The organism is Allobosea lathyri (genome assembly GCF_900108245.1).
Classification (GTDB): domain Bacteria; phylum Pseudomonadota; class Alphaproteobacteria; order Rhizobiales; family Beijerinckiaceae; genus Allobosea; species Allobosea lathyri.
In genome coordinates this window covers 19,958-46,650 of sequence record NZ_FNUY01000013.1, presented here as the reverse complement: position 1 = coordinate 46,650, position 26,693 = coordinate 19,958, and the positions used below count along the sequence as shown (strand labels likewise).

Sequence of the window (26,693 nt, the reverse complement as noted above, 5' to 3'; positions counted from 1 at the left end):
AACCTGAGACTTGAATGTGAAAAGAGCGCCCCGTCACCGGGGCGCTCTTTTCTTGTTTCAACGCGACGTCGATCAATGCGTCGCGGGACTGACCTTGCTCTCCGCGGCCAGCTTGCGCCTCCTGCTGCCGAGATCGGCCAGCCAGCGCACCACGACGTAGAACACCGGCGTGAAGATCAGGCCGAAGACGGTGACGCCGAGCATGCCGGAGAACACGGCGACGCCGAGCACCTGCCGCATTTCCGCGCCAGCGCCGATCGAGATCGTCAGGGGCAGCACGCCGAGGATGAAGGCGAGCGACGTCATCAGGATCGGGCGCAGCCGGGTCCTGGCCGCCGCGATCGCGGCCTCGCGCCGGCTCATGCCTTCGTCCTCGGCCTGCTTGGCGAACTCGACGATCAGGATCGCGTTCTTTGCAGCGAGGCCGACGAGCACGACGAGACCGATATCGACCAGCACGTTGCGATCGAAGCCCTTGTAGCCGACGCCGATCATTGCCGCGAGAATACACATCGGCACGATCAGGATGACGGCGAGCGGCAGGGTCCAGCTCTCATACAGCGCCGCGAGCAGCAGGAAGACGAAGACGACGGCGAGGCCGAAGGCGACGATCGCCGTGTTGCCGGCGAGCTTCTCCTGCAGCGCGATTTCGGTCCATTCGAAACCGAACCCGGTCGGCAGCACCTGCTCCGCGATCTTTTCCACCGCCGCAATGCCCTGGCCGGTCGAGTAGCCGCGCGCCATCGAAAGCTGCACTTCGGCTGCCGGGTAGAGATTGTAGCGCGGCACGCGATAGGGGCCGGTCGTGTCGGAGAAGGTCGCGACCGAGCCGATCGGCACCATCTCGCCATCGGTATTGCGCGTCTTCAATGCCGCGACGTCGCGGGTGTCCAGCCGGAAGGGATTGTCCGCCTGCGCCGTCACCCGGAAGGTCCGGCCCAGGATGTTGAAGTCGTTGACATAGGCCGAACCCATATAGATCGACAGGGTTTCGAACACGCGGGTCACGGGGACGCCCAGCATTTCCGCCTTGGTCCGGTCGATATCGGCGTAGACCTGCGGCGTCTTGGTCGAGAACAGGGTGAAGGGCTGCTGGATTCCCGGCGTCTGGCCCGCCGTTCCCGCCACGGCCCAGGTCGCGCCTTCCAGCGCCACGAGACCACGCCCGCCACGATCCTGGACATAGCCCTTGAGGCCGCCGCCATTGCCGATGCCGGGAACGGCTGGAGGCTCGATCACCAGGGCGAAGGCTTCGCTGATCTGGAACAGCTGGGTACGCAGGTCGTTGAGGATGCCCTGGGTCGTCAGGCCGGCCTTGGCCCTTTCCCGGAAGTCGGTGAGGGTGACGAAGGCGACGCCGGCATTGGGCGCCAATGTGAAGGTTGCCCCGTCGAGGCCGGCGAAGGCAACGGCATGGGCGACGCCGGGGCGCGACAGCAGCACGTCGGTCGCCTTGCGGATCACCGCGTCGGTTCGCGGCAGCGAGGAGCCCGGAGGCAGCTGGAAGACCGCGATGAAATAGCCGCGGTCGAGCTGCGGCACGAGACCCGTCGGGATTGCAGCGAGGCGCTGGCCGGCGACCGCGATCAGGGCGGCGTAGACGAGCAGCATCACGACGCCGAAGCGAATCAGGCGCGAGGTGACCGCACCATAGCCGCGCGAGAGCCAGTCGAAGCCCATGTTGAAGTACTTGAAGAACCAGCGGAGCGGCGCACCGAGCGCCGCGAAGAAGCCGGTCGGCTTCTCATGGCTGTGCGGCTTCAGCAGGATTGCCGACAGCGCCGGCGACAGCGTCAGCGAGACGAAGCAGGAGATCGCCGTCGAGGCCGCAATCGTCACCGCGAACTGCTGGTAGAACGTGCCTTGCAGGCCGGTGATGAAGGCGGTCGGGATGAACACGGCGCAGAGCACGAGCGCGATCGCGAGCAGGGCGCCGCCGACCTCGTCCATGGTCTTGTGCGCCGCGTCCTTGGCGCTCATGCCTTGCGCCAGATAGCGCTCGACATTCTCGACGACAACGATCGCGTCATCGACGACGATGCCGATCGCTAGCACCAGTGCCAGCAGCGAGATCGTGTTGAAGGAGATGCCGACTGCGCTCATCACCAGGAAGGTACCGACCAGCGAAACCGGGATCGCGATGATCGGGATGATCGCGGCGCGCCAGGTCTGCAGGAACAGGATCACGACGAAGACGACGAGTACGATCGCCTCGAGCAGCGTCGTGACCACGGCGGAGACGGATTCCGCGATGAACTCGGTCGGGTTGTAGACGATCTTGTATTCGAGCCCGGCCGGGAAGTCCTTCGACAGCCTGTCCATCGTCTTGATCAGCGATTCCGAAGCCGCCAGGGCGTTCGAACCAGGACGCTGGAAGACGCCGATCGCGACGGCTTCCTTGTTGTCGAGATAGGAGTTCGACAGGTAGTCCTGCGCGCCGAGTTCGACGCGTGCGACATCGCGAATCCGGATCGTGCCGGCATCCGCGTCAGAGCGGACGACGATGTTGTAGAATTCCTCGATGCTGGTGAGGCGTCCGAGCGTATTGACCGAAAGCTGGAACGCGCCGTCGGACTTGGCCGGTGGCTGGTTGATCGCGCCCGCCGCGACCTGGATGTTGGCGGCGCGGATCGCAGCGACGACATCGCCGGCCGTCAGGTTGCGCGATGCGACCTTGGCCGGATCGAGCCAGACGCGCATCGAGTAATCGCGGGCACCGAAGACCTGAACGTCGCCGACGCCGTCAACGCGGGTCAGCACGTCCTTCACATTGAGCGTCGTGTAGTTGGAGACGTATTGCTGGTCGCGCGAGGCGTCGGGCGACAGCATGTGGATGACCATCAGGAAGTCCGGCGAGGCCTTGCGGACCTGCAGGCCGAGCAGACGCACATCCTGCGGCAGGCGCGGCTCGGCCGCGGAGACGCGGTTCTGCACCAGCACCTGAGCCTGGTCGACATCGGTGCCGGCCTTGAACACGACGCTGATCGTGACGCGTCCGTCGCCGGTCGATTGCGACGAAATATAGAGCATGTCGTCGACGCCGTTGACTTCCTGCTCGATCGGGGCCGCGACCGTCGCGGCGACAACCTCGGCCGAAGCGCCCGGATAGGTCGCGGTGATCGTGACGGTCGGCGGCGCGATCTCGGGATATTCGGCGATCGGCAGACCGCGTTGGGCGATGGCGCCTGCGATCGTCAGCAGGATGGACAGCACCGTGGCGAAGATCGGCCTGTCGATGAAGAAATGCGCGAAGCGGAACATGAGGATGTCCTGGCCTTAAGACGGCGGCGGGCGCCCGGAGGCGCCCCTGGCTTATGCTGGGAGAGGCGCGATCAGTTCGTCACGACGGGCTTGATCTCGCCCGGCTGCGGCGTGACCGTCCCGCCAGGGCGCACCATCGGATTGGCGAAGCCGCTGATGATGACCTTGTCATCGGGGGTCAGGCCTTTGGTGACGACGCGAAGTCCCTCGGTGAGCTGCCCGAGCACGACGGGCTTGGGCACGACCTTGTTCTCAGGCCCGACCGTCAGCACGATCTTGCTGGCCTGGTCCGACACGATGACGGTGTCGGGCACCAGCAGCGCATCGACCTCTCCGGCATAGACGCGCAGCCGCCCGAAGGTGCCCGGCGTCAGGAACTGATCTTGGTTTTCGAAGATCGCGCGCCGGCGAATGGTGCCCGAGCGGGCATTCAGGGCGTTGTCGACGAAGTCGATCTGCCCCTTGCGATTCCAGACGGCTTCATCGGACAGCCGGGCCTCTGCCGGGATGTTCTGGCTGTTGGTCGCCTTGCGGATGTCGCCGGCAAGCCGCGACGAGCGCAGGTAGTCCGCTTCGGAAGCGTCGAAGGTGAAATAGATCGGGTTCACGGCGACGATCGTCGTCAGCAGCGTGGCGCCCGATTGTCCACCGGCGATCAGGTTGCCGGGGTCGACACGGCGGTTCGAGATGCGGCCCGCCAGCGGCGCGCGCACCTGCGTCCATTCGAGATTGAGCTCGGCCGTCTTGAGATTGGCCTCGGCGCCTTGCTGCGTGCCGATCGCGCTGTTGAGGTTGGCGCGGCGCTGGTCGACATCGCGCGCCGTGATGGTGCGGTTCTGCGTCAGTCCTTCGGCGCGCTCGACTTCGTTCTGTGCGAGCTCGACCTGCGCCTTGGCACGCGCGACATCGGCGCGGGCGACATCGACGGCCAGCTTGTAGGGGCGCTGGTCGATCGTGAAGAGCAGGTCGCCCTTCTGGACAAGCGCGCCGTCGCGGAAGTGCAGCGAGTCGAGGAAGCCGGAGACGCGGGCGCGCACCTCGACCTGCTCGCTGGCCTCGAAGCGGCCGGTGAACTCGTCCCAATTGGTGACGCGCTTGGCGAGCGGGGCCGAGACCTGCACCGGCGGGGCGGGCGGCGCCCCCTGCGCGAGCGCGATTGACGCTGAGACGATGGACGCCGAAAAGGCGGTGAGCATCAGACCGATTGAACGGCTGCCTGACATAGCGGAACTCCGGATTACGGGGCCGTTGCAACCAAAGCGGGTTTCCGGCCTGTGGCGCAAGAAGCGCGGACCCTGACGAATGTCAAGTTCCATCACTCGACACGAATGGCGATCGGTAATGAATAAGCAACAATCCGGCCAGGAGATGACAGGAGGCAACAGGTGCTTGCCGCCCGGCCGCCGAGGTCGTAACGCGTAAGGCAGCAAACCAAGCCGCAAGCAAACCAAGTCGGAAGACCAACGATGAACGCGCATGCCCGCCCCGCCGACCCGAAGAAGCTGATCAAGGGCGCGACTGGCGATTGGGAAGTTGTGATCGGCATGGAGATCCATGCACAGGTTACCTCCAACGCAAAGCTGTTTTCCGGCGCCTCGACCACGTTCGGCGCCGAACCCAACGAACATGTCAGCCTTGTCGACGCCGCCATGCCCGGCATGCTGCCGGTCATCAACGCCGAATGCGTGCGTCAGGCGGTTCGCACCGGACTCGGGCTCAATGCCCAGATCAACAACCGCTCCGTCTTCGATCGCAAGAACTACTTCTATCCCGATCTGCCGCAGGGCTACCAGATCAGCCAGTACAAAAGCCCGATCATCGGCGAAGGCGAGATCATCGTCGACCTGTCGCCGACCGAACAGATCACCGTCGGCATCGAGCGGCTGCATCTCGAGCAGGATGCCGGCAAGTCGATCCACGATCAGCACCCGACGATGAGCTTCGTCGATCTCAACCGTTCGGGCGTCGCACTGATGGAGATCGTCTCGCGGCCCGATCTGCGCTCAGCCGACGAGGCCAAGGCCTATGTCACCAAGCTGCGCACCATCCTGCGCTATCTCGGCACCTGCGACGGCGACATGGAGAAGGGCAATCTGCGTGCCGACGTGAACGTCTCCGTGCGCCGGCCCGGCGAGGAGCTCGGCACGCGCTGCGAGATCAAGAACGTCAATTCGATCCGCTTCATCGGCCAGTCGGTCGATGTCGAGGCCCGCCGCCAGATCGGCATCCTCGAAGACGGCGGCAAGATCGACCAGGAGACGCGCCTCTATGATCCCGGCAAGGGCGAGACCCGCTCGATGCGCTCCAAGGAAGAGGCCCATGACTACCGCTATTTCCCGGATCCGGACCTGCTGCCGCTCGAATTCGACGATGCCTTCGTCGCTGAGCTGAAGGGCTGCCTGCCGGAGCTGCCGGACGCCAAGAAGACCCGCTTCATCGCGGAATACGGCCTGTCGCCCTATGATGCATCGGTGCTGGTCGCGGAGCGCGAGCAGGCCGATTATTTCGAGGCGGTCGCCAAGGGGCGCGACGGCAAGGCTGCAGCCAACTGGGTGATCAACGAGCTCTTCGGCCGCCTGAACAAGGAAGGCCAGGACGTCACGACGTCGCCTGTCTCCGCCGCACAGCTCGGCGGGCTGGTCGATCTGATCGGCGAGGGCGTGATCTCCGGCCGGATCGCCAAGGACTTGTTCGAGATCCTCTGGTCGGAGGCAGGAAACGGACCTCTGGACCCGCGCGAGATCGTCGAGGCCCGCGGCATGAAGCAGGTCACGGATACCGGCGCGATCGAGAAGGCTGTCGATGAACTGATCGCGGCCAATCCCGACAAGGTGGAGCAGGTCAAGCTGAAGCCCACCATGCTCGGCTGGTTCGTCGGCCAGGCGATGAAGGCTTCGGGTGGCAAGGCCAACCCGCAGGCACTGAACGAGATCTTGAAAGCGAAGCTGGGCATCGAGTGACGCCAAAGGGTCTGATCATCCGCGATGCGCTCGCCGCCGATCTTCCGGCGGTCCGCGGTCTGCTGGTCGAGACCTGGCACGCGACCTATGACGGCATCTATGGCTGGCAGCGCGTTGCCGAGATCACCAATGCCTGGCATTCGCTGGAAAATCTCGGTGCCCAGCTCGAACGCGAGGGCGAGACCTTCCTCATCGCCCTGGTCGGCGAGGAGGTCATCGCCACATCGTCGGCGCGGTTGGAACGTGACCGCGCGGCGCTGCTGACGCGGCTTTACGTCCTGCCGGCCTATCAGGGCATCGGTATCGGCCGCACCCTGCTCCAGGTCACGCTTGCCTGCTTTCCGCAGGCTCCCGTCGCGCGCCTCGAGGTCGAGAGCCAGAACGAGCCGGCGATCACCTTCTACGAGCGCATGGGCTTCTTCCTGCAGCGGCAGGCCCGTTTCGATGGGCGCGAGGACACTCCCAACACCCTGATGATGGCCAAGCGGCTCTTTGCCGAATGAAACGGGCCGGCGCCTCGCCCGGCGCAACGACAGCGAGAGAACCAGACCGATGAACGCCAGCCCGCGCGAACTGCCTCAGATCACCATCCGCGCCGCGCGCCGCGAGGACGTTGCCCCCATCGCCAGCCTGATCATGCTGGGCGCGGCGACGCAGACGATGACGGCGGCAGAGATCGAGGCCGAGGCGGCCCACCCATCCTATGAACAGGCTTTCGAGACAGTCTCTGCAAGCCCTGGCAGCACGTTGTTCGTGGCGGAGCGGGCGGGGGAGGTCGTCGGCACCTTCCAGGTGACGCTCATTCCGGGCCTTGCCGCGCGCGGGCGCACACGGGCCAAGATCGAGAGCGTTCACGTCGCCCCGGAGAGCCGCAGCCTGGGCATTGGTGCGCTGATGATCGAGGCCGCGCTGGCCTTCGCCAGTGAAAATGGGGCGAAGCTGGTCGAACTGACCTCCGACAAAGCCCGCCCCGACGCGCATCGCTTCTATCGCAGACTCGGCTTCGCGCAGAGCCATGAGGGCTTCAAGAAGCTGGTCTGATCCTCGTCGTGTTCGGCGCCAAGGCGGGTTCGTCCTGCCCGGATCGGCCTTCACGACATGGCGATCCCGCAAGGCGAACACGTCGGGTCTCTTTTCTTGGCGCCCGGATGGGGTCTAGATGTCGCGCGATCTCAACCGTGACAGGAAGCCTCGATCATGTCCGCCAGCCAGACCAAGCCGATCGATCTGTATTACTGGCCTACGCCCAATGGCTGGAAGATCAGCATCATGCTGGAAGAGTGCGGGCTGCCCTACACGGTCATCCCCGTGAACATCGGCAAGGGCGACCAGTTCAAGCCCGAATTCCTGGCGATCTCACCCAATAACCGCATGCCGGCGATCGTCGACCCCGAGGGGCCAGACGGCAGGCCGATCTCGGTGTTCGAGTCGGGCGCGATCCTGCAATATCTCGGGCGCAAGACCGGACAGTTCTACCCGGCCGACGAGCGCGCCCGCGTTGCCGTGGATGAATGGCTGTTCTGGCAGATGGGAGGGCTTGGGCCGATGCTGGGCCAGGCGCACCATTTCCGGCTCTACGCGCCCGAGAAGGTGCCCTACGCCATCGAACGCTACACCAATGAGGCCAACCGCCTCTATGGCGTGCTGAACAAGCGCCTGGCCCGGCGCGAATACATCTGCGGTGAATATTCGGTCGCCGACATGGCCTGCATCGGCTGGTCGAAGGGCTGGGAAAAGCAGGGGCAGGACATCAAGCAGTTCCCGCATGTCGAACGCTGGATTGCGACCATGCTGGCGCGGCCCGCCGTGGCGCGCGGCCTTGCCGTCGCCTCCGAACTGCGCAAGCCGCCTGAGGCGCGCACGCCCGAAGAGCACGCCATGCTGTTTGGCCAGAAGGCGCGCTGACTACGCTCTGCCGCCATCCCGGAACTTAGAGAGTGTTGATTTCGCTCGGAAACACGCCGTCGTCCCGGGCTTGACCCGGGACCTATGCCGGAGCGCTTGCCGACAAATCTGCCGGGAAGGATCCCGGCTCTGCCTTCGCTCCGGCCGGGACGACCCGCGCTTCCACGAAAACGCAGCGTGCTTTGGGGCCGAGCCCCCTCCGGCACGAGATCCTCGGGGCAAGCCCGAGGATGACGCGCTTTACGGGGTCGTGCGCGACCATTTTACCGAGCGGCAGATCAGGCCGCCGAGCACGCAGCCCGACGTGGTCAGCATGTCGCCCGAGAGCGTCATCGTGCCCGAATAGTTTTTGCCGTCCTCGGGATTGAAGGCGTTTCCGCTCCATTTGCCGGCGCCCGCAGGCTTCATGTCGTAGAAGATGCGCTGGCCGACCTTGGCCGGTCCGTTGGTATCCTTGAGCCAGGCCAATGTGCCGCAGATCGCTTCGCCGCATTTGGCGAAGCGGACGCGCGAGGCGCCGGTGTCGCGCAACCAGGTGCCTGTCACGTCCTGCGCGAGTACAGGCGATAGAAATCCCCCCATCGCCAGTCCGGCTGCCGCTACAGACGCCCTGAGCGCGCTTGATCCACTCTGCATGCCATCCTCCCTCGTTCGACCAGGCTATGACTGCATGGTTCAGATATGAACGATATCCGGGATCCTCGCGGCTTCCAAGCTGCCCTTGGGGCAGACGTATCGACGGGCGCCTTGCGCCAAGGTGAACGCACCGTCAACGAGGCAGTCGATAAGAGTTTCACAGGCCATTGATATTAAAACGATTTTCGAATTTAGAACATGAATCCTTCGTTGATTTAACCTGGCGATTACGTCTCGTTGAGCTTCGATTCATCTCGAATTTTAGCGCCGCCTTTAACCGCTGGCGCCAATTCTCATCGTCAAGAGCCGGGGCCTTGGACGGGTGGCCGGCACCACAGAACGAGAGGGTGGTTGTCATGGCACGCATGGAAATGAGCGCGGTCCCCGCTTCACTGGTCATCCCGACCGAAGTTTCGGCGCAGGCCTATTACGAGCTCGGCCTGATGTACGCTGCCGGTCGCAGCACACCGGTCGATCTGGTCGCGGCGCAGAAATGGTTCAACGTCGCCCAGGCTCGCGGTTGCAGCCGTGCAGCGGCCCATCGTCAGGAACTGGCGCTTGAAATGACGCGCGACCAGATCGCCGAGGCGCTGCGCGAGGCCCGCTGCTTCCTGACCCGCCACTGAGCGCTGCCGGATCAACGATCGCGTCAGCACGAACATCGCGTCAGCAAGAACCATCGCATAAGCAGGACTTGCCGGACCGAGCCTTGTGGGGCCGGGAGGTGGCCGCTATAAGCGCGCCGCATTCCCAGATTTCCCCAAGGATTCATCGATGGCTCTCCAGCGTACCTTTTCCATTCTCAAGCCCGACGCAACGCGGCGCAATCTCACCGGCGCCGTCAACGCCGTCATCGAGAAGGCTGGCCTGCGCATCGTCGCGCAGAAGCGCATTCAGATGACCAAGGGCCAGGCCGAGACCTTCTATGCGGTCCACTCCGCGCGTCCCTTCTTCGACGAACTCGTCGAATTCATGATGTCGGCGCCGGTCGTTGTGCAGGTGCTCGAGGGCGAGAACGCCATCGCGACTTATCGCGAAGTCATGGGCGCGACCAACCCGGCCAACGCCGCTGAGGGCACCATCCGCAAGCTCTTCGCAGAATCTGTCGGCGAGAACACCGTGCATGGTTCGGATGCGCCCGAGACCGCCGCGATCGAGATCGCGCAGTTCTTCTCCGGCAACGAGATCGTCGGCTGAGCCGTTTCGGGTTCCAGCGATCTTGAAGATGTGGAGGCGGGCCGGATCGGCCCGCCTTTTTTCATGACCCCACGCAGCATGCTCTAAGCCACGGCCCGCGGAAACGCTCCCTGCTCGGCTGCCTCGATTTCATGCCGAGGCGCGGTACCGGTGAAGGATGCGAGCTTTTCGCTGTAGGTCGTGACCGTGAGATCGATCTCGCGGCCGCCCTCGCAGACCAGCGTCATGCTGTCGAAGAAGGCGCAGCGCTCAAGGCGAACGAGTTTGCCGGAGAAGCAGCCCTCCAGAACACCCGGACGCCGCGACGATGCGTATTCATAGGTCACAGCAAGGCTGAAGCCGCTGCGCAGGATAATGCGACCTTTCCCAGCAGGCATTACGGCCTCCCTAGACGCTGACGAGTTGATCGCTGGTCGAGATGTCGGGGACTAACAACGCAACCGCGTTCCGGTTCCACAATTCGTTTACGATAGGATAAAAACGTCTATCGTATTTGTATCATAATTATGACAAATGATTATGGATAGCCGCCAAATAGTTTTCGGATTCATTTGAAGAGAATCCTAGAAAGCGCTGTGTAATTCGGCGATTTCTGTCAGCGGAATAGCGAATATATATTCGGCTAAGATTACAAGTTGACGAGAACGTGAGGCGTGAAGAGGCGGCGCGGCGGCGTGCCAGTCGTCGATGGTCCGAAACTGGTGCCGCGTCTTGGCGCAGGCGGATGGCCTGCCACGGGCGCCTGCTGTTCGCGGGCTGATTGACGAACGGTGCTGTCCCGCGCGGTTGGTTCAAAAAAGGCGAAGCCCGGCGCATGCCTGCGCCGGGCTTCGTGTCGCTCTCGTGGAACGGGTACCCGGTGCTCAGAAGCCGAGATCGAAGGCGTAGCTCGCGGAGATGCCGAGCGTGATTGAATCGCGCGAGCCGTAGGTCTTGACGATCGGCGATTTCGCCGCGTCGCCGACCAGATGCTTGTACTCGACATAGGCCGTCGTCTGGAACTTGTCGGTCCAGTTATAGGTCGCCTGCGCGATCGCGCCGACAGAATATACGCCGGCATTGAAGCGCTGCAGCAGCCCGCCTGTTCCCGGCCAGCCGCCATAAGTTCCGAAATAGGTGCGGACATAGTCGGCGCCGGCGATCCGCATGCGCGGTCCGGCGCCGAGCGACCAGGCTCCGATCCGGGTAAAGGCTTCGAGCTTGACGTCGGCGACGAGCGCGTCATGGGTGACGAAGCCGCGGCGAAGATCGACCCGACCGCGCAGCCACGAGGTCGGATAGAATTCGACGAAGCCACCGGCCTCGACGCCGAATTTGGGCTCGGGCATGCCGATCAGCGCAACATTGGTGCTGGCATTACGCTTCCACAGGATGTCGCCGGAGAAGCCGACGCGCCAGGCCTGGCCGGAGAAGAAACCGATGCTGATCGCGTCGTCCTCGGCCGACCACCAGGTGCTCTTGACGCCGCGGCCGAGCGAAATGATCGGCCTCGCACGGAACATGTAGTCGTTCGAGCCTTCGTAATCGGGCTGATAGCGCAGCCCTGCGCCAAGCGTGAGGTGCCAGTTCTGGGCGGACTGAGGCGAGGTGAGGGTGGTGTAGTCGCTCGACTGGGCGAAGGCACGGTCAGTTGACGACAAGGCAAGGCAGGCCAACAGGCCCGTCAGGAACGCAAGGCAACGCATGGACTCGAAACTCCGGCGCGAACGGCGCCTTGAACGCAGGAAACACCGACAATCTGAGTCATGAGGCTTAATTAGTCGTTAGCGTTTACAGCTCGTTACGAGCTCTGGCTGGCAACGGGCATCAACCTGCTGCCTAAATGTCGCTGGCAGCCCGGTTTGCCGGGGAGCGGTCGATCGAGGGCTTGTATGGAAGGCTTGCTTGTATGGAAGGCTTGCACTGAGGCTTGCATGCCCGGAGCGAGACACCGCCATGCGGCTCCGCATTTCACTTTTCCCAGTCATGCTCTAGGAAATGGACATGACCGAACTTCCGCGCATCACCCATCATTCGTCGGTTTGCCCGCATGATTGCCCCTCCGCCTGTTCGCTGGAGGTCGAGGTCATCGACGGGCGCAGCATCGGCCGGGTTCGCGGCAACAAGCGCCAGAGCTACACGGACGGCGTGATCTGCGCCAAGGTCGCGCGCTATTCGGAGCGCATTCACCACCCAGACCGGCTGCTCCATCCGCTGCGCCGCACCGGTCCCAAGGGCTCGGGCGCCTTCGAGCGCATCTCCTGGGACGAGGCGCTCGACGAGATCGCGCGGCGTTTCCTGGCGATCGAGGCCGAGCACGGTTCCGAGGCGGTCTGGCCGTACTACTATGCCGGCACCATGGGACTGGTGATGCGCGACGGCATCAACCGCCTGCGTCACGCCAAGCGCTATTCCGAGCAATATTCGACGATCTGCACGACGACGGCCTGGACCGGCTTCATCGCCGGCACGGGCAAGCTCGCGGGGCCCGATCCGCGGGAGATGGCGAAGTCCGATTGCGTGGTGATCTGGGGCACGAATGCCGTGCACACGCAGGTCAATGTCATGCATCACGCCATCAAGGCGCGAAAGCAGCGTGGCGCGAAGATCGTTGCGATCGACATCTACCACAATGCCACGCTCGCCCAGGCCGATCTCGCTCTGGTGCTGCGGCCCGGAACGGATGCAGCGCTCGCCTGCGCGGTCATGCATGTCCTCTTCCGCGATGGCCACGCCGACCGCGACTACCTGGCTGCCCATACGGATGCGCCAGACGAGCTGGAGGCGCATCTGGCGACGCGCACGCCGGAATGGGCGGCCGCCATCACCGGCCTGAGCGTCGCCGAGATCGAGGAATTCGCGACCCTCATCGGCACGCGCAAGAAGAGCTTCTTCCGGCTGGGCTATGGCTTTGCCCGCCAGCGCAACGGTGCCGTCGCGATGCATGCGGCGCTCTGCGTGCCCACCGTGACGGGCGCCTGGCAGTATGAGGGCGGCGGCGCCTTCCACAGCAACAGCGGCATCTATAAATGGCGCAAGAGCCTGATCGAGGGGCTCGATGTTGCCGATCCCAAAGTACGCAGGCTCGACCAGTCGCAGATCGGCCGCGTGCTCACCGGCGACGCTCAGGCTCTGCGCCAGGGCGGGGCGGTGAGGGCGCTCTTCATCCAGAATACCAATCCGGTTTCGGTCGCCCCCGAGCAGGAGCTGGTGAAGCAGGGCTTTGCGCGCGAGGACCTGTTCACCGTGGTCCACGAACAGTTCATGACCGAGACGGCGGCGATGGCCGATATCGTCCTGCCCGCGACGCAGTTCATGGAACATGACGATCTCTATCAGGGCGGCGGCCACCAGCACATCATGTGGGGCGGCAAACTCGTCGAGGCGCCCGGCGAATGCCGCTCGAACCATGAGGTGATCTGCGCGCTGGCGCAGCGCCTGGGTGTGGATCATCGCGGCTTCACCATGACGCCGCGCGAGCTCGCCGACTGGACGCTGCGCGAAAGCGGACGAGGGACGCTCGACGAGCTTGTCGCCAACGACTTCCTCGACATCCAGCCGGACTTCCGCACGGCGCATTATCTCGACGGCTTCGGCTATCGCGACCGCAAATTCCGCTTCAAGCCGGACTGGCCGAAGGTGCCCAACGCCAATGCCGGCCCGACCGGGCCCTATGAGCAGATGCCGGCTCTTCCCGATCAGTGGGACGTGATCGAGGCCGCCGATGATAGCCACCCTTTCCGGCTCGCGACGAGTCCTGCGCGCAATTTCCTCAATTCGACCTTCACGGAGACGCCGAGCTCGCTGAAGAAGGAGGGCGGGCCGACGCTGATGCTGCATCCCGACGACGCTGCGAAGCTCGATATCGTCGCAGGCCAGGAGATCATCGTCGGCAACCGGCGCGGCAGCGTCCACCTCGCGGCCGCGCTGTTCGAGGGCGTCGTGCGCGGCGTCGTCATCGCCGAGTCGATCTGGCCCAACGCCGCCCACAGGCACGGCCGCGGCATCAACACGATCACCGGCGCGGATTCCCCCGCGCCCTTCGGCGGGGCCGCTTTCCACGACAACAAGGTCTGGATCAGGAAAGCGTGATCTCACGAAGTCTTGACGTTTGGACGACTGTGTGGACCATCCCGCCGCATGGGCGGGGCATGAAATATGCTTGATCTGTCTATTCTCGAAGGGCTAGCGAACTCATGACGATGCGGCGGTTTGGTGCGGTCATTCTGGCCGGAGGGCTATCGATTTTGCTTGGAGGCGCGGCTTTTGCCGCCAGCGGCACGAGCGCCCTGCCGCCGCCGGACCCGACCGCGAAGAACCTCACCCCTTACATGATCCAGCTCAGGGCCTTCGACGCCTGCCTGGTGACGCAGTCGCAGTTGCTGGGCACCACGCGCGAAGCCGTGCATTCGCCGTGCAGCTGCTATGCAAAGGGCACGGTCAACGCCATGACCAAGGACGAGATCCAGGCCTTCCGCGAGACCGGCTATTTCAACGATTCCGCTCGCGCCAAGGGCCTGGGCTATATCGACCAGTGCAAGCTGAAGCGCCCGATCTGATCGCTGCGATGCGCTGACCGCACCGGCTCGCTTCCGGGCCGGTGCTTGCGGGCTCGATTGGAAACTCCGCCTTGCTGCTGACACGCTGCTGACAGAACTTGTCACCGGATTCGGCCATCGTGTCGCCGATACAGCCGAGGTGGGGACCTTCATCATGCAGCGCGCCGAACGATTGCTCGACATGATCCAGGGCCTGCGCCGCCGGCGCCGGCCGGTGACGGCTGAAACGCTCGCCTCCGAGCTCGATGTCTCCGTACGCACGGTCTATCGCGATATCGCCGCCCTGATGCGCCAGGGCGTGCCGGTTCGTGGCGAGGCTGGGATCGGCTATGTGCTCGATGCCGGCTTCGACCTGCCGCCGTTGATGCTGTCGCCAGACGAGATCGAAGCGGTGCTCGTCGGCATGCGCTGGCTCAGTGAGCGCGCCGACCCTGTGCTCGCCCGCGCGGCGGAGGATGTCGTCAGCAAGGTCGCGGCCGTGCTGCCCGCGCATCTGCGACCGATCCTGCTCGACGGTGCGCTGTTTGCTCCTGCCTATGGCGGCGACACGCCGGTCGATCAGGTCGATGTCGCCAGCGTCCGCGCCGCGATCCGCCAGGGCCGCAAGCTCGCTATCCGCTATCGCGACGAGAGCGGACAGGACACGGAGCGAATGATCTGGCCGATCGGCATGACCTTCTACGAGCGGGTTCGCATCGTCATTGCCTGGTGCGAGCTGCGCGAGGCCTTCCGGCATTTCCGCACCGACCGCATCACCGAGCTGACCGCCCGCGAGGAGCGGTATCCGGCCCGCCGCGCCGATCTGTTTCGCCGCTGGCAGAAGGAAGAGGCCGAAACGCAGCGCGACCGGGCGGCCTGCGACAGCCAGGGCGCCGCTCAGCGCCGCGCGATCACCCCGTCGACCAGCGCGACGCGGCCCGAAGCGACCTCGGCCAGCGCGCGCGGATAAAGCGTGTGCTCCTGCGCGAGTACGCGCGTCGCCAGGCTCTCCTCGTCGTCACCCGGCAGCACCGGGACCTTCGCCTGGGCGATCACCGGTCCGGCATCGAGCTCCGGCACGACGAAATGCACGCTGCAGCCATGCTCCGTCATGCCGGCCTCCAGCGCCTGCCGGTGCGTATGCGTGCCCTTGAACAGCGGCAGCAGGGAGGGGTGGATGTTGATCATCCGGCCTTCCCAGCGGCGCACGAACCAGGACGTCATGATGCGCATGAATCCGGCAAGCACGACGAACTCGATCTGGTTGACGCGCAGGACCTCGTCCATCGCCCGTTCGAAGGCCTCGCGGTCCTTGTTGAAGGCGCGGTGATCGACGGTTGCCGTCGCGATGCCAAATTCGCGGGCGCGTTCGAGCCCGCCTGCCCCGGGAACGTTCGACAGCACGAGCGCGATCTCGGCAGGAAAATCGGGCGCCTGCGCCGCCTGCGCCAGCGACACCATGTTGGAGCCGCGTCCGGAGATCAGGATCCCGACGCGTTTGCGAGCCGGCAGCGTCGTCACAGGGCGAGCTTGCCGCGATAGCTGACGGCCTCATTCCCCTCGTTGATCGCGATGACCTCACCGAGCCTGACAGGAGCCTCGCCAGCCGCGCGCAAAGCGGCCGCGACCTCATCGGCCTTGCCGGCCTCGGCAGCGACGATCATGCCGATGCCGCAGTTGAAGGTCCGCAGCATCTCGCGCTCGGCCACGCCGCCGATCTTCGCCAGCCAGCCGAACACCGGCGGAACCGGGATGGCGGCGAGATCGAGCGCAACGCCGAGGCTTTCGGGCAGGACGCGCGGAATGTTGTCCGGGAAACCGCCGCCGGTGATATGTGCGAGAGCCTTGATGCCGTCCGTCGCCCTGAGGGCGGCGAGCAGGGGCTTCACATAGATCCGCGTCGGCACGAGCAGGGCTTCTGCAAGGCTCTGTTCCGGAGCGAAGGGCGCGGGCGCGTCCCATGCCAGACTGGTCATGGCGACGATGCGCCGGACCAGCGAATAGCCGTTCGAATGCACGCCGGAGGAGGGCAGGCCGAAAACGACGTCGCCAGCTTCGAGATCGGCGCGCGGCAGCAGCGCCCCACGCTCGGCCGCGCCCACGGCGAAACCGGCCAGATCGTAGTCCTTCTCGGCATACATGCCGGGCATTTCGGCCGTTTCGCCGCCGATCAGGGCGCAGCCCGCCTGCCGGCAGCCATCGGCGATGCCGCGCACGATCTCGACGCCGACCTTGGGGTCGAGCTTGCCGGTCGCATAATAGTCGAGGAAGAGCAGGGGCTCGGCGCCCTGCACGATGAGATCGTTGACGCACATCGCGACGAGATCGATCCCGATCGTCGAATGCAAACCGCTCTCGATCGCGATCTTCACCTTGGTGCCGACGCCGTCATTGGCGGCGACCAGGATCGGATCGCTGAAGCCGGCGGCCTTGAGGTCGAACAATCCGCCGAAGCCGCCGATCTCGGCGTCGGCGCCCGGCCGGCGCGTCGCGCGCACCAGCGGCTTGATGGCGTCGACCATGGCGTTTCCGGCGTCGATGTCGACGCCCGCTTGCGCATAGGTCAGTCCGTTCGCGCCCGGCTTGGTCATGTCATGTGGCCTTCGATGCTGTTCGCGCGAGCGATAGGCAAGCGCGCCGCCGCTGGCAAGGCGTAGCAGTGTTTTCGCTGCTGCCGATCCACCGTTTCGGCCATTTCGGCAGCGCAGCAGCCAATGCGACCCTGAAATGCGGTTTCCACCTTTGCCGTCATGCTCTAGCGTTGGGTTCCGTCCTAAAAGAACCTTCCCTTCCCAAGAACCCTGCCGGCATGACGCTTCCCAATATCATTACCATCGGCCGGCTGTTCCTGGTGCCGCTGGTGATCGTCATGATCGTCAATACGCGCTGGCAGGCCGCCTTCATCATCTTCGTCCTGGCCGGCGTCTCCGACGCCATAGACGGCTTCATCGCCAAGCGCTTCAACATGACCAGCGAGCTTGGCGCCTATCTCGATCCGATGGCCGACAAGGCGCTGATCGTCTCGATCTACATCACCCTGGCGATGGTCGGCGCTATCCCGTCCTGGCTCGCCATCCTCGTCGTGTCCCGCGACGTGATGATCGTGTCGGCCGTGCTCCTGTCCTGGGTGATGGCGCGCCCGGTCGTGATCGCGCCATTCGTGGTCAGCAAGCTCAACACTGCCGCACAATTGATCTTCGCGGCCCTGCTGCTGGGCTCGCGCGCCTTCGGGCTCGATCTTGGCTCCGCCGTCGACGTGGGGCAGCTTGTCGTGGCCGTATTGACGCTTGGCTCGATGACCGCCTATCTCGCCTTCTGGCTGCGCCACATGGCGGCATGAGGGCAAGGCAGCAGGCAGGACAACAGGCAAGACAACAGGCAAGACAGCACATCGACAGCGATTTCCGGGCCAGCCTTGGAACCGTCACCGCTCTCGCCCATTTGTGCAGCGCACCCCCGCCGACCCGCGAGAGGCTTGGATCTATGACCTTGCAACGACAAATCGGCTTCTGGCTGGGCTCGCTGGTCGTCTGCGTGCTGCTGCTCGTGCTGCTGCGCGACGTGTTGCTGCCTTTCGTGGCGGCGCTGGCACTGGCCTATCTGCTCGATCCGCTCGCCGACCGGCTTGAGCGGATCGGGATGAGCCGGCTCGCTGCGACGCTGGCGATCCTGATCGTCTTCCTGCTGATCTTCGTGGTTGGCCTGGTATTGCTGGCGCCTCTGCTCGGACAGCAGCTGGCTGGTCTCGTCGCCCGCCTGCCGGCGGACGCGGCCAAACTGCAGGCGCTGATCATGGAGCGGGGCGCGCCCTGGCTCGAACGGCTCGGCGGCGCCAAGCTCGCCGAAGACGCCCAGAGCTCGCTTGGCAATCTCGTCGGCGAAGCCACGAAATGGGTCGGCAGCGTGCTGCAATCGCTCTGGACCGGCGGCACCGCCATCATCGGCGTGTTCTCGCTGCTCGTGCTGACGCCCGTCATCGCCTTCTACCTCCTGGTCGACTGGGATCGCATGGTGGCGGCCGTCGACAGCTGGCTGCCGCTCGATCATCGCGACACCATTCGCGGCCTGCTTCACGAGATGGATGTCGCCATTGCCGGGTTCCTGCGCGGGCAGGCTCTCGTCTGCCTGCTGCTCGGCAGCTTCTATGCCGTGGGCCTGAGCCTGATCGGGGTGAATTTCGGCGCGCTGATCGGCATCATCAGCGGCTTTCTCTCCTTCATCCCCTATGTCGGATCGCTGACCGGCCTCGTTCTTTCGGTCGGCGTCGCGATCGTTCAATTCTGGCCGGAATGGACCTGGCCGCTGGCGACGCTCGGCGTCTTCGCCGCCGGGCAGTTCCTCGAAGGCAATATCTTCCAGCCGAAATTCGTCGGCGACTCCATCGGCGTCCATCCGGTCTGGCTGATGTTCGCGCTGCTCGCCTTCGGCACGCTGTTCGGCTTCGTCGGGCTCTTGCTGGCCGTGCCGCTGGCGGCCGTCATCGGCGTGCTCTGCCGCTTTGCGCTAAGGCAATATCTCGCCAGCAACATCTATCACGGTGGCGATGTGACCAAGGCCGCGCAGATCCAGGCGACGCAGATCCAGGCGACGAAGGTCAAGGCCAGCATCGGGACCGAGGTCTGATCGCATATGGCCGAAGTTCCTGCCCGCCCGCGCCAGCTCGCATTCGACCTGCCCGTCGATAGCCGCCACGGCGTCGAGGATTTTCTGATTGGTCCCTCAAACGAGGCGGCCTATGGGCTGGTCGAGGCCTGGCCGCATTGGCCTGATGCCTGGCTTCGGCTGATCGGGCCTGAAGGCGCCGGCAAGACGCATCTCGCCGCGATCTGGGCCAAGACCGCCCATGCCTGGACCGTGTCGGCAGCGGAAGTGACGGAGGCCAAGGTGCCTCATCTGATTTCGGGTGGCGCGCTCGTGGTCGAGGATTGCGATGAGGGCCCGCGCGACGAGGCGGCGCTGTTCCACCTGATGAACGCGATCAAGGCGAAGGGCGGTTCGCTGCTCCTGACCGCCCGCAGCGCGCCCGATCTCTGGGGGCTGCGCGTGCCGGATCTGCTGTCGCGGTTGAGGCTTGCCCCCCATGCCACGATCGACGCGCCCGATGATGCGCTGCTGCGCGCGCTGCTGGTCAAGCTCTTCATCGACCGCCAGCTGATCGTCGACACCGGCATCATCGAGGCGCTGACGCTGCGGATGGAGCGTTCCTTCGCAGCCGCCCGCCAGGTGGTGGACCTGCTCGACCGTCGGGCGCTGGAGCGCGGCCGCCGCGTCACGCGACCGCTGGTTCAGGAGGTTCTCGCGGAACTGTTTCCGCAGGAACCGATCTGAGGGCTGCGCTCAGGCGTTGGGGCTGGGCCCGGCGGCCGCAGGCTGCGCGATCAGCCGCGCATGCATCGCCTCGACGAGCAGTTCATGCGCCCGCGCTGCGATCGCGTCGAGAGAAGGCGTCTTGACGAACATCGCCGCCGCCTTCTCGCTGAGCTCTTCGCGGCTCGGCAGCACCGGCATGTGCCAGTTCGCATAGGCGTCCTGGGCCTGCTGCTGCATCTGCGCGAGCCGGTCGCTGGCGCGGCTGCTCAGCTCGGTCAGCGCGGCGCGCAGCTCCGCCGTGGTCATCGTCGGCAGATGCAAGTCGGCCAGCGTCGGCGTCGCGGCATAGGCCTCCTGGAAGGCCGCGACGATGCGGTCCAGCGGTACGGAGGCTGCCAGCGTTTCCGCGGAGCGTTCGATCACGCGCGGCGGCAATGCCTGCGAACGCTCGATGACGGCCTGCGGCGGCTCTTTCAGATCCCAGACCAGCCTGAGCTTCGACAGGCCGAGGATGAGATAGTAGGTCGGGTCCCACTGCCACCAGCGGAAACCCTGGCGCACGCTGTACTGATAGGCGTGGTGGTTGTTGTGCCAGCCTTCACCCATGGTGATGATCGCGAGCCACCAGTTGTTGCGGCTCTCGTCGCCGGTGACATAGTCCTTGTCGCCATGCACATGCGCCAGCGAGTTGATGCAGAAGGTGGCGTGATAGACCGCAACCGTCGACCAGAAGAAGCCGACGAACAGGCCGGCCCAGCCATCGATGGCAAAGCAGATCAGCGCCAGCAGGATCGCGGGAGCGATCTCGAAACGGTGCAGCCAGCGCAGCTCCGGAAACTTCGTCAGGTCGGCGATGCTGGAATCGTCGAAGCGCGCGTGCTGGGTGCTGAAGATCCAGCCGAGATGCGAATAGGCGAATGAGGTGTGCACGGGCGAATGCACGTCATGCTCGGTATCGGCATAGCGATGGTGATGACGATGCTTGGACGCCCACCAGAGCACGCTCTTCTGCGCGGTCGACTGCGCCAGCAGGGCCAGCAGGAACTGTCCGAAGCGGTTGGTCTTGTAGGTCCGGTGCGAGAAATAGCGGTGGTAGCCGCCGGTCACCGCGAACATGCGCAACCAATAGAGACCGATCGCGAGCCACACCGAGGTCCAGGTCACGCCGCTCAAGAGCGCGCCGAAACACGCCAGATGGGCCAGTACGAAGGGGACGGCGGACGGATAGACGATGTCGCCTTCGTCATGGGGGGCGTCATTGCGGGTCAAGTTTGCCTCTGGAGTGTCGTTTCGCGAGCGTTGATCGGGTATGCTCATGACCGAGTCGCGCATCGGCCATGTCAACGAAACAGGACCGCGCGATCCCGCGCAAGTAGGCCGCTTGCCGCATGGGCAAAATCGGCTTGCAATCCGATATGCGCCTCGCCCGTCATCGAAGCGTCACGCTAGGATGGCTTCAACGTCGCAAGGGAGACTGATGTGGCCAGAATTGCGACCCGAACGAAAGCAAGGCGGATGAATATCGAACCTGCGAACATCACGGCCGTCGATTCCACGCCCGTAGCCGAAGGGTTTTCGCTCAGGCAGTCGCCGGCGCGCTTCATGAACCGCGAACTGTCCTGGCTCCAGTTCAACCGCCGGGTCATGGAAGAGGCCTCCAACCAGCACCATCCGCTGCTCGAGCAGCTGCGCTTCCTGTCGATCTCGGCAGCCAATCTCGATGAATTCTTCATGGTCCGCGTCTCCGGCCTGCGCGAGCAGCTCAAGGCCGGCGTCGTGACGAGGAGCCAGGACGGGCTGACCCCGGCCGAGCAGCTGGCGGAGCTCGGCAAGGCGGTCGTGGCACTGACCGACGACCAGCAGGCGCGCTGGGACAAGCTCAGGCATGATCTCCAGGACAACCGCATCCGCCTGCTCAAGCCCCGGGATATCGGCCCGCAGGAACGCGTCTGGCTCGAGGATTATTTCCTGCATTACGTCTTCCCGGTCCTGACGCCGCTGGCGATCGACCCGGCCCACCCGTTCCCCTTCATTCCCAATCTCGGTTTCACCCTGGCGCTGGCGCTGGAGCGCATGACCGACGGGCGCCAGCTCGACGCGCTGATCCGCGTGCCCATCAAGATGGATCGCTTCATCGAATTGCCCGATCTGGCGCGCGATGGCGTGCATCGCTTCATCACGCTGGAGGATGCGGTCTCGCTCTTCATCGGCAAGCTGTTCCCCGGCTATGACGTCAAGGGTACCGGCTCCTTCCGCGTCATCCGCGACTCCGACCTCGATATCGAGGAGGAGGCCGAGGACCTGGTGCGGGTCTTCGAGACGATGCTGAAGCAGCGCCGGCGCGGCGTCGTCATCCGGCTCGAGGTCAGCGTCGGCATGCCCGCGCATCTGCGCAAGCTGATCGTGCGCGAGCTGAAGGTCGATCACGACGAGATCGTCGACGTCGCCGGCATGATCGGCCTCAACGAACTCTCCCAGCTCGTCGGCGTCGATCGGCCGGACCTTAAGTTCAAGCCCTACAACGCGCGTTTCCCCGAGCGCATCCGCGAGCATGGCGGCGACTGCTTCGCCGCGATCCGCCAGAAGGACCTGATCGTCCACCACCCCTATGAGAGCTTCGACGTCGTCGTGCAGTTCCTGCAGCAGGCGGCGCGCGATCCCAGCGTGGTCGCGATCAAGCAGACGCTCTACCGGACGTCCTCGAACTCCCCGATCGTGCAGGCGCTGGCCGAAGCCGCCGAGGCCGGCAAGTCGGTGACCGCGCTGGTCGAGCTCAAGGCGCGTTTCGACGAGGAGGCCAATATCCGCTGGGCCAAGGACCTCGAGCGCGCTGGCGTCCAGGTCGTCTACGGCTTCATCGAGCTGAAGACGCATGCCAAGCTCTCGCTCGTGGTGCGCCGTGAGGCCGGCCAGCTCGTCAGCTACTGCCATATCGCGACCGGCAACTACCATCCTATCACGGCGCGCATCTACACCGACGTCTCCTTCTTCACGGCCGACCCGGTGATGTCGCAGGATGTCGCCCGCATCTTCAATTTCATCACCGGCTATGCCGAGCCGGCCGAGCTGGAGAAGATGTCGGTCTCGCCGGTGGGCCTGAAACAGCGCCTGCTCGACGACATCGCCGAGGAGGTCGCCCACGTCAAAGCCGGCCGCAAGGGAGCGATCTGGGGCAAGTGCAATTCGCTGGTCGACCCTGAGATCATCGACGCCCTCTATGATGCGAGCCAGGCGGGCGTCGAGATCGACTTCGTCGTGCGCGGCATCTGCTGCCTGCGGCCGGGCGTGCCCGGCCTCTCCGACAATATCCGCGTCAAGTCGATCGTCGGCCGCTTCCTCGAGCATACGCGCGTCTATGCTTTCGGCGCCGGCCATGGCATGCCGTCACCCAAGGCCAAGCTGTATATTTCCTCGGCCGATCTGATGCCGCGCAATCTCGACCGTCGTGTCGAGGCTCTGACGCCGATCCTGAACGCGACGGTGCACCAGCAATTGCTGGAGCAGATCATGCTTGCGAATTTTCTCGACAACGAACAGAGCTGGACGATCTTGCCCGATGGGGGCTCAGCCCGCATTGTCCCGGCGCCGAACGAAGAGCCGTTCAACGCGCATAAATACTTTATGACGAATCCGAGCCTGTCAGGACGTGGAAAATCACTCTCCAATTCAAGTCCCCGCTCCCTCTCCAGGCACGGCGGGAAAAAGCGCTGAAGTGGCGCAGGCTCCCGGCCGCCTGAGCCAGGGCGGCACTCTCGCCATCATCGACATCGGCTCGAACTCGGTCCGCCTCGTCGTCTATGAAAATCTGGCGCGGGCTCCCGCACAGGTCTTCAACGAGAAGGAGATGGCCGGGCTTGGCCGTCAGGTCGCGAGCACAGGCCGGCTCGCGGTCGACGCGATGGCGAAAGCGATCTCCGCGCTGGTCCGCTTCCGCATTCTCTGCGAGGCCATGCATGTCGGCTCGATCCGCGTCATCGCGACCGCTGCGGCGCGCTACGCCAGCAACGGGCCTGAATTCATCGCGCGGGCCGAGGAGGCGATCGGCCAGCCGATCGAGCTGATCTCGGGCGATCGCGAGGCGATCCTGTCCGGGCTCGGCGTCGTCTCCGGCTTCGACAATCCCGATGGCGTGGTCGGCGACCTCGGCGGCGGCAGCCTGGAGCTGATCAGCATTTCCGGCGGTGAGGTCGGCGAGGGCGCGAGCGTCCCGCTGGGCGGCCTTGCCTTGCTCGACCGTTCCAAGGGCTCGCTCAAGGCGGCCGAGAAGATCGTCAAGGACGAGCTCGACAAGCTGCCTCAGCTCGCCGCGATGAAGGGGCGCGACTTCTACGCCGTCGGCGGCACCTGGCGCGCGCTGGCGACCCTGCATCAGCGCCAGTCGCGCTATCCGCTCAACGTCATGCACGGCTACACCATTCCGGCTCGCGACATCGCCGATTTCGCCCGGCTGGTCGAACGGGCGGATGCGGTCGTGCTCGATGCGATCGATGCCGTCTCGTCGGCCCGCCGGCCCTTGCTCTCCTATGGCGCGCTGGTTCTGGACGAGCTGATCAAGCGCGGCAGGCCGCGCAGCGTCATCGTCTCCGCGCAGGGCGTGCGTGAAGGCCTCCTGCATGAGCAGCTGTCGCCGGAAGAGCGCGCGGCCGACCCGCTGCTGCGCTCGGCCAAGGACTACAACCACCTGCGCGCCCGCGATCCCCGCCATGCGGCCGAGCTGATCGCCTGGACGCGCACGATCATCGAAACGGCCGGCCTGTCAGAGGACGAACCGTCGCGCAGATTGATCGAATCGGTCTGCCTGCTCTCCGATATCGGCTGGCGCGCCCATCCCGATTATCGCGGCGAGCAGAGCATGAATGTCGTCGCCCACGCTTATTTCACCGGGGTCGATCATGTCGGCCGGGCCTTCCTCGCGCTGACGATCTTTCACCGCTATGCGGGGTTGAAGGCCTCGTCACCGGCCGCCATGGCGCTGCGGGGTCTGGTGCCGCCGCCGATCCTGGAGCGGGCACTGCTACTGGCGGCGATCTTCCGCGTCGCCTATCTGCTCTCGGCCGGCATGCCGGGCATTCTGGGGCGGCTGCCGGCGACCTGTGTCGATGGCCGGCTGATCCTGCGCTTCCCGGCCGATCTCTACCCGCTCGCCAGCGAGAGGGTCATCGGGCGGCTGAAGCAGCTGGCGCGGCTTCTGGGGCGCGATTACGAGATCGCGCGTCTCTGACCATTAGCGAGATGGAACCCGAGCCCTCACCCTGAGGAGCCGCGCAGCGGCGTCTCGAAGGGTGGTTCCTGAGTGGACTGGATCATCCTTCGAGACGCGAACTCCGTTCGCTCCTCAGGATGAGGGCTCGAAGGGGTAGTCGGTCGATCTCAGCCGACGATAACGCGACCTCGTGCGATCTTGAGGCTGAGCGTCCCGCTCTTGAGCGCAAGCGCCTTCTCGCCGAAGACCTCACGGCGCCAGCCCTGCAAAGCCGGCACCTCTGCGAGATCGTCCGAGGCGATCGCCTCCAGATCGTCCGAGGAGGCGATGATCTTCGGAGCGACGCGCTCGGCATCGGCGACGGCCTTGAGCAAGACCTTGAGCAGATCGAGCACTGCGCCATTGGCGGCGCGACCACGTTCCCGCTCCAGGCGCGGCAGGCCCTTGGGATCGAGCGCGAGCCCGCGTTCGATCGCCGCGAGCACCTCGCCCCCGGCGCGCGAGCGCTCGAAGCCGTTGGGTACGGAGCGCAGCTCGGCGAGCGCCTCGACCGAACGTGGCGCACGCTGGACGATATCCATCATGGCATCGTCCTTGAGAACGCGCTGGCGCGGCACGTCGCGCGTCTGCGCCTCGCGTTCGCGCCAGGCCGCGAGCTCCATCAATAGCGCGAGTTCCTTGGGCTTGCGGATGCGGCCCTTCAGGCGCTGCCAGGCATTCTCGGGCTTGACCTCATAGGTGCCCGGCGAATTCAGCACCGACATTTCTTCCGCGACCCAGGTCTCGCGACCGCTGGCCTTGATGTCGGCGTCGAGCGCCAGATAGATGTCGCGCAGATGCGTGACGTCGGACTCGGCGTAGACCAGCTGCGCCTCGCTGAGCGGGCGGCGCGACCAGTCGGTGAAGCGCGAGGATTTGTCGATGCGCGCCTTGGCGAGATCGTTGGCGAGCTGCTCGTAACCGACCGAGTCGCCATAGCCGCAGACCATGGCCGCGACCTGCGTGTCGAAGAGCGGCGTGGGGATCAGGCGGCCGATGATCCAGACGATCTCGAGATCCTGCCGAGCCGCATGGAACACCTTGACCACGGCCTCGTTGGCCATCAGCTCGAGGAACGGCGCGAGGTCGATCTCGGGCGCAAGCGGATCCACCAGCACGGCTTCGTCGGGCGAGGCAAGCTGGATCAGGCAGAGCTTGGGGTAATACGTCGTCTCCCGCAGGAACTCGGTATCGACCGTGACGAAAGGATGCATCGCCAGGCGCGCGCAGGCGTGGGCGAGATCCTGGGTGGTGGTGATGAGGCTCATGATCCGGGCTTAGCGGAGGAGGGGGGCAGACGTCGAGTCCACTCTGCGGTTATCGGCTGATGCCGCATTGGCTCCAGAGTTCGCCCTTGAAGGCCCCGCCGGCCGGGGCCGACCAGTGGCTCCTCTTTTCCGGGTGGTTGCTGCGGCGCGCGTGAATGGCGAAAACCCGCGCATAGCAATCAGGTTTCTCGTAGTGGCGGCTGTTTGCGATCCTCAGGCCGGCGCGATAGGCCGGCGATTGGGCCAGGGCCGGGCTGTAGCTCAGCATCGTCATCAACACGCAAAGGCCGGCTGCGGCAAAGCGTCGATCGGCTAACAGTTCTGCACGCACGCAGCATATCCTTCTGGCTGAGATCGCGGTTATCTGCACTTGATGCTACATATGCGCATGCGCTCT

At 64.9% G+C, this 26,693-nt stretch carries 24 protein-coding genes; 14 read left to right on the top strand and 10 right to left on the bottom strand.

Annotated elements, in window-relative coordinates:
• Nucleotides 1-72: 72 nt before the first annotated feature.
• Entirely contained in the window at nucleotides 73-3,261 is a 3,189-nt protein-coding gene (locus C4S73_RS23820) for an efflux RND transporter permease subunit (RefSeq protein WP_103875080.1), read from the bottom strand.
• Between the two features lie 71 nt (nucleotides 3,262-3,332).
• Nucleotides 3,333-4,484 carry an efflux RND transporter periplasmic adaptor subunit gene (locus tag C4S73_RS23815; protein ID WP_103875079.1) on the bottom strand — a complete coding sequence of 384 codons (1,152 nt, stop codon included), beginning with the start codon at nucleotides 4,482-4,484 and terminating at the stop codon, nucleotides 3,333-3,335.
• A 243-nt stretch (nucleotides 4,485-4,727) separates the two neighbouring features.
• Between C4S73_RS23815 and gatB the strand changes: the two genes are divergently transcribed.
• The 4 genes from gatB (at nucleotide 4,728) to C4S73_RS23795 (ending at nucleotide 8,126) form a co-directional block, all read left to right on the top strand.
• Nucleotides 4,728-6,221 carry an Asp-tRNA(Asn)/Glu-tRNA(Gln) amidotransferase subunit GatB gene (gatB, locus tag C4S73_RS23810; RefSeq protein ID WP_103875078.1) on the top strand — a complete coding sequence of 498 codons (1,494 nt, stop codon included), beginning with the start codon at nucleotides 4,728-4,730 and terminating at the stop codon, nucleotides 6,219-6,221.
• Nucleotides 6,218-6,724, top strand: a complete 507-nt coding sequence (locus tag C4S73_RS23805; protein ID WP_160115896.1) for a GNAT family N-acetyltransferase — start codon at nucleotides 6,218-6,220, stop codon at nucleotides 6,722-6,724. Before gatB ends, C4S73_RS23805 begins: the two co-directional genes overlap by 4 nt.
• Before the next feature lie 49 nt (nucleotides 6,725-6,773).
• Nucleotides 6,774-7,262 carry a GNAT family N-acetyltransferase gene (locus tag C4S73_RS23800; protein WP_103875076.1) on the top strand — a complete coding sequence of 163 codons (489 nt, stop codon included), beginning with the start codon at nucleotides 6,774-6,776 and terminating at the stop codon, nucleotides 7,260-7,262.
• A 156-nt stretch (nucleotides 7,263-7,418) separates the two neighbouring features.
• Entirely contained in the window at nucleotides 7,419-8,126 is a 708-nt protein-coding gene (locus tag C4S73_RS23795; protein WP_103875075.1) for a glutathione S-transferase N-terminal domain-containing protein, read from the top strand.
• A 240-nt stretch (nucleotides 8,127-8,366) separates the two neighbouring features.
• Here the strand turns inward: C4S73_RS23795 and C4S73_RS23790 are convergent, their stop codons facing one another.
• Nucleotides 8,367-8,762, bottom strand: a complete 396-nt coding sequence (locus C4S73_RS23790; protein WP_103875074.1) for a DUF2147 domain-containing protein — start codon at nucleotides 8,760-8,762, stop codon at nucleotides 8,367-8,369.
• A gap of 356 nt (nucleotides 8,763-9,118) precedes the next feature.
• On the opposite strand from C4S73_RS23790, the gene C4S73_RS23785 reads away from it, so the two are divergent.
• The gene (locus C4S73_RS23785) at nucleotides 9,119-9,388 is read left to right on the top strand and encodes an SEL1-like repeat protein (RefSeq protein ID WP_244595751.1); all 270 of its coding nucleotides are present in this window, start codon (nucleotides 9,119-9,121) and stop codon (nucleotides 9,386-9,388) included.
• Nucleotides 9,389-9,536: 148 nt separating this feature from the next.
• Nucleotides 9,537-9,959: a nucleoside-diphosphate kinase gene (gene ndk, locus C4S73_RS23780; RefSeq protein WP_103875073.1), complete on the top strand. Its 423-nt coding sequence runs from the start codon at nucleotides 9,537-9,539 to the stop codon at nucleotides 9,957-9,959.
• An 83-nt stretch (nucleotides 9,960-10,042) separates the two neighbouring features.
• Here the strand turns inward: ndk and C4S73_RS23775 are convergent, their stop codons facing one another.
• Entirely contained in the window at nucleotides 10,043-10,336 is a 294-nt protein-coding gene (locus C4S73_RS23775) for a hypothetical protein (protein ID WP_103875072.1), read from the bottom strand.
• A gap of 486 nt (nucleotides 10,337-10,822) precedes the next feature.
• Nucleotides 10,823-11,644 (bottom strand): MipA/OmpV family protein, encoded by an 822-nt coding sequence (locus tag C4S73_RS23770; protein WP_103875071.1) that lies wholly within the window; start codon nucleotides 11,642-11,644, stop codon nucleotides 10,823-10,825.
• Nucleotides 11,645-11,942: 298 nt separating this feature from the next.
• Between C4S73_RS23770 and C4S73_RS23765 the strand changes: the two genes are divergently transcribed.
• The 3 genes from C4S73_RS23765 (at nucleotide 11,943) to C4S73_RS23755 (ending at nucleotide 15,446) form a co-directional block, all read left to right on the top strand.
• On the top strand, nucleotides 11,943-14,030 hold the full coding sequence (locus C4S73_RS23765) for a molybdopterin-containing oxidoreductase family protein (RefSeq protein ID WP_103875173.1): 2,088 nt from the start codon (nucleotides 11,943-11,945) through the stop codon (nucleotides 14,028-14,030).
• A 104-nt stretch (nucleotides 14,031-14,134) separates the two neighbouring features.
• Nucleotides 14,135-14,497, top strand: a complete 363-nt coding sequence (locus C4S73_RS23760; protein ID WP_103875070.1) for a hypothetical protein — start codon at nucleotides 14,135-14,137, stop codon at nucleotides 14,495-14,497.
• Nucleotides 14,498-14,651: 154 nt separating this feature from the next.
• On the top strand, nucleotides 14,652-15,446 hold the full coding sequence (locus C4S73_RS23755; RefSeq protein WP_103875172.1) for a helix-turn-helix transcriptional regulator: 795 nt from the start codon (nucleotides 14,652-14,654) through the stop codon (nucleotides 15,444-15,446).
• On the opposite strand, the gene purN is transcribed toward C4S73_RS23755, so the two are convergent.
• Complete coding sequence (gene purN, locus C4S73_RS23750; RefSeq protein ID WP_103875069.1) at nucleotides 15,374-15,997, bottom strand: phosphoribosylglycinamide formyltransferase; 624 nt, start codon at nucleotides 15,995-15,997, stop codon at nucleotides 15,374-15,376. The genes C4S73_RS23755 and purN overlap by 73 nt on opposite strands.
• Complete coding sequence (gene purM / locus C4S73_RS23745) at nucleotides 15,994-17,067, bottom strand: phosphoribosylformylglycinamidine cyclo-ligase (protein WP_103875068.1); 1,074 nt, start codon at nucleotides 17,065-17,067, stop codon at nucleotides 15,994-15,996. Before purM ends, purN begins: the two co-directional genes overlap by 4 nt.
• Nucleotides 17,068-17,285: 218 nt before the next feature.
• On the opposite strand from purM, the gene C4S73_RS23740 reads away from it, so the two are divergent.
• The 3 genes from C4S73_RS23740 to C4S73_RS23730 all read left to right on the top strand — a co-directional run bounded on the left by C4S73_RS23740 (nucleotide 17,286) and on the right by C4S73_RS23730 (nucleotide 19,804).
• The gene (locus tag C4S73_RS23740) at nucleotides 17,286-17,816 is read left to right on the top strand and encodes a CDP-alcohol phosphatidyltransferase family protein (protein WP_103875067.1); all 531 of its coding nucleotides are present in this window, start codon (nucleotides 17,286-17,288) and stop codon (nucleotides 17,814-17,816) included.
• A 143-nt stretch (nucleotides 17,817-17,959) separates the two neighbouring features.
• The gene (locus C4S73_RS23735; RefSeq protein ID WP_103875066.1) at nucleotides 17,960-19,099 is read left to right on the top strand and encodes an AI-2E family transporter; all 1,140 of its coding nucleotides are present in this window, start codon (nucleotides 17,960-17,962) and stop codon (nucleotides 19,097-19,099) included.
• Between the two features lie 6 nt (nucleotides 19,100-19,105).
• Complete coding sequence (locus C4S73_RS23730) at nucleotides 19,106-19,804, top strand: P-loop NTPase family protein (protein ID WP_103875065.1); 699 nt, start codon at nucleotides 19,106-19,108, stop codon at nucleotides 19,802-19,804.
• A 9-nt stretch (nucleotides 19,805-19,813) separates the two neighbouring features.
• On the opposite strand, the gene C4S73_RS23725 is transcribed toward C4S73_RS23730, so the two are convergent.
• Nucleotides 19,814-21,055, bottom strand: coding sequence for an acyl-CoA desaturase (locus C4S73_RS23725; RefSeq protein WP_244595750.1), 1,242 nt, complete (start codon nucleotides 21,053-21,055; stop codon nucleotides 19,814-19,816).
• A gap of 246 nt (nucleotides 21,056-21,301) precedes the next feature.
• Between C4S73_RS23725 and C4S73_RS23720 the strand changes: the two genes are divergently transcribed.
• Nucleotides 21,302-23,497, top strand: coding sequence for an RNA degradosome polyphosphate kinase (locus tag C4S73_RS23720; protein WP_103875064.1), 2,196 nt, complete (start codon nucleotides 21,302-21,304; stop codon nucleotides 23,495-23,497).
• A 1-nt stretch (nucleotide 23,498) separates the two neighbouring features.
• Nucleotides 23,499-25,007 (top strand): exopolyphosphatase, encoded by a 1,509-nt coding sequence (gene ppx, locus C4S73_RS23715; RefSeq protein ID WP_103875063.1) that lies wholly within the window; start codon nucleotides 23,499-23,501, stop codon nucleotides 25,005-25,007.
• 149 nt (nucleotides 25,008-25,156) lie between these two features.
• Here the strand turns inward: ppx and rnd are convergent, their stop codons facing one another.
• Both rnd and C4S73_RS23705 read right to left on the bottom strand, forming a co-directional pair.
• Nucleotides 25,157-26,296, bottom strand: a complete 1,140-nt coding sequence (rnd, locus tag C4S73_RS23710; RefSeq protein WP_103875062.1) for a ribonuclease D — start codon at nucleotides 26,294-26,296, stop codon at nucleotides 25,157-25,159.
• A 49-nt stretch (nucleotides 26,297-26,345) separates the two neighbouring features.
• Nucleotides 26,346-26,627, bottom strand: coding sequence for a hypothetical protein (locus tag C4S73_RS23705; protein ID WP_146071478.1), 282 nt, complete (start codon nucleotides 26,625-26,627; stop codon nucleotides 26,346-26,348).
• Nucleotides 26,628-26,693: the final 66 nt, after the last annotated feature.

Coding starts and splice junctions, on each gene's coding strand:
- C4S73_RS23785 (WP_244595751.1), top strand. CDS start 9,119: ATGGCACGCATGGAAATGAGCGCGGTCCCCGCTTCACTGGTCATCCCG.
- C4S73_RS23775 (WP_103875072.1), bottom strand. CDS start 10,336: ATGCCTGCTGGGAAAGGTCGCATTATCCTGCGCAGCGGCTTCAGCCTT.
- purM (WP_103875068.1), bottom strand. CDS start 17,067: ATGACCAAGCCGGGCGCGAACGGACTGACCTATGCGCAAGCGGGCGTC.
- rnd (WP_103875062.1), bottom strand. CDS start 26,296: ATGAGCCTCATCACCACCACCCAGGATCTCGCCCACGCCTGCGCGCGC.
- C4S73_RS23770 (WP_103875071.1), bottom strand. CDS start 11,644: ATGCGTTGCCTTGCGTTCCTGACGGGCCTGTTGGCCTGCCTTGCCTTG.
- ndk (WP_103875073.1), top strand. CDS start 9,537: ATGGCTCTCCAGCGTACCTTTTCCATTCTCAAGCCCGACGCAACGCGG.
- C4S73_RS23740 (WP_103875067.1), top strand. CDS start 17,286: ATGACGCTTCCCAATATCATTACCATCGGCCGGCTGTTCCTGGTGCCG.
- C4S73_RS23735 (WP_103875066.1), top strand. CDS start 17,960: ATGACCTTGCAACGACAAATCGGCTTCTGGCTGGGCTCGCTGGTCGTC.
- C4S73_RS23730 (WP_103875065.1), top strand. CDS start 19,106: ATGGCCGAAGTTCCTGCCCGCCCGCGCCAGCTCGCATTCGACCTGCCC.
- C4S73_RS23820 (WP_103875080.1), bottom strand. CDS start 3,261: ATGTTCCGCTTCGCGCATTTCTTCATCGACAGGCCGATCTTCGCCACG.
- C4S73_RS23800 (WP_103875076.1), top strand. CDS start 6,774: ATGAACGCCAGCCCGCGCGAACTGCCTCAGATCACCATCCGCGCCGCG.
- C4S73_RS23760 (WP_103875070.1), top strand. CDS start 14,135: ATGACGATGCGGCGGTTTGGTGCGGTCATTCTGGCCGGAGGGCTATCG.
- C4S73_RS23720 (WP_103875064.1), top strand. CDS start 21,302: ATGAATATCGAACCTGCGAACATCACGGCCGTCGATTCCACGCCCGTA.
- C4S73_RS23790 (WP_103875074.1), bottom strand. CDS start 8,762: ATGCAGAGTGGATCAAGCGCGCTCAGGGCGTCTGTAGCGGCAGCCGGA.
- C4S73_RS23795 (WP_103875075.1), top strand. CDS start 7,419: ATGTCCGCCAGCCAGACCAAGCCGATCGATCTGTATTACTGGCCTACG.
- C4S73_RS23765 (WP_103875173.1), top strand. CDS start 11,943: ATGACCGAACTTCCGCGCATCACCCATCATTCGTCGGTTTGCCCGCAT.
- C4S73_RS23755 (WP_103875172.1), top strand. CDS start 14,652: ATGCAGCGCGCCGAACGATTGCTCGACATGATCCAGGGCCTGCGCCGC.
- gatB (WP_103875078.1), top strand. CDS start 4,728: ATGAACGCGCATGCCCGCCCCGCCGACCCGAAGAAGCTGATCAAGGGC.
- C4S73_RS23815 (WP_103875079.1), bottom strand. CDS start 4,484: ATGTCAGGCAGCCGTTCAATCGGTCTGATGCTCACCGCCTTTTCGGCG.